At 50.3% G+C, this 1,172-nt stretch carries 4 protein-coding genes; 1 reads left to right on the forward strand and 3 read right to left on the reverse strand.

The features are described 5' to 3' along the window. Positions 1–14: 14 nt before the first annotated feature. From CW742_RS14145 to CW742_RS14155, 3 genes are all read right to left on the reverse strand, one after another. Entirely contained in the window at positions 15–254 is a 240-nt protein-coding gene (locus CW742_RS14145) for a hypothetical protein (protein ID WP_292421474.1), read from the reverse strand. Between the two features lie 127 nt (positions 255–381). After that, the gene (locus CW742_RS14150; RefSeq protein WP_292421477.1) at positions 382–531 is read right to left on the reverse strand and encodes a hypothetical protein; all 150 of its coding nucleotides are present in this window, start codon (positions 529–531) and stop codon (positions 382–384) included. 6 nt (positions 532–537) lie between these two features. Beyond that, positions 538–807 (reverse strand): hypothetical protein, encoded by a 270-nt coding sequence (locus CW742_RS14155; RefSeq protein ID WP_292421480.1) that lies wholly within the window; start codon positions 805–807, stop codon positions 538–540. Between the two features lie 132 nt (positions 808–939). Between CW742_RS14155 and CW742_RS14160 the strand changes: the two genes are divergently transcribed. Continuing rightward, on the forward strand, positions 940–1,172 hold a 233-nt coding region (locus CW742_RS14160), incomplete at its 3' end, for a hypothetical protein (protein ID WP_292421482.1).

Genomic DNA, 1,172 nt, shown 5'->3' on the forward strand with positions numbered 1-1,172 from the left:
TTTGTAGGCCATGTTCAGGACCCCACGATATCGCTTACGAATTTCCCGGCGTTGAATGGCTCGGTGTCGGCAAACGGGGTTTTGGCGATCGCGGCGTCGGCATCGATGATCTGATTCGGGACGCCTAAAACGAGGGTTTTCTTTTTGCCGAAGTCCCGGACCATGAACCGCTGGCCATCCTCGACAATGTAAGAGACCGTGAACCTCCGGCCGCGCTCATCGCAGGGGTCGCAGGGTCCTCTATGCAGGCACATATACCCGTTCTGCGAGATGCAGCCGCAGTACCGGTGCGGGCAAGGTTTATCAAATTGCGATGCAGAGTAGTTATCGGCAGTCGTTGTTCCCGTGCTTTGGACGGCTGGGACACTGCTGCCAATGTTTTTACTTTTTGCTGTTGTTTCCATTCTCATCCACCTTTTTCTGTTCGACGATTACGATACGGCCGATCTCGACCGCGAAGTCAACAATCCCGCCACGTTCGGCGCGGAGCTGGTCCACGATCTGGCGGGGCATTTGGATTGCGGAGGTCATGCAGGATCACGGTCCAGAGGCTGCTACTTTGTTGCCCCCAACATTTACCGTGACGGGGCCCAGGGATGGTTCCGACAGGGAGCTGCGGTTTGCCCGGTTCTCATTGCACCGAATCTCGATGTATAACTCCTCGATCCCTTTGTTCACGACGTCTGCTTTCTGCCTGCCGTGCTGGAGAATGTATTTGAATTTCTCCTTGTACTCGGCTTTTACAATGCGGGCATCACACTTTTCCAGGTTCACCCGCTTGTTATCAACAATGATATAGTCCGACATTGTCTGACACAATACAACGTTGTCAGGCAAACTATTTAAAATTGTCTGTATTTGTCCGACATATTCCGACTTTCAACCGTCGTAAAAATGTATAAATACGTCAGGAGAAAGTAGATAGGTAGGTGAGTGGGTGTGACAAAAGCGGACAACGTTGAGGAGTCTGACGATCGTGTGACAGTCCGGTACTCCGACGAAATCCGGAAAAAAGCCCAAGCTGAGAAAGAACGACGCGGACTTCCAAACGTATCAACGGTATATCAGGAAGCCATGAAGTTTTATTTTGATAATAAAGATAATCCATCATATATGACGCAGGACCAGATGGACGCGAAAATCGAGGAGAAACTGAATTCATTATTGAAGGA

The sequence above is a fragment of the Methanoregula sp. genome (assembly GCF_002835825.1).
In the GTDB taxonomy this organism is placed as follows: domain Archaea; phylum Halobacteriota; class Methanomicrobia; order Methanomicrobiales; family Methanospirillaceae; genus Methanoregula.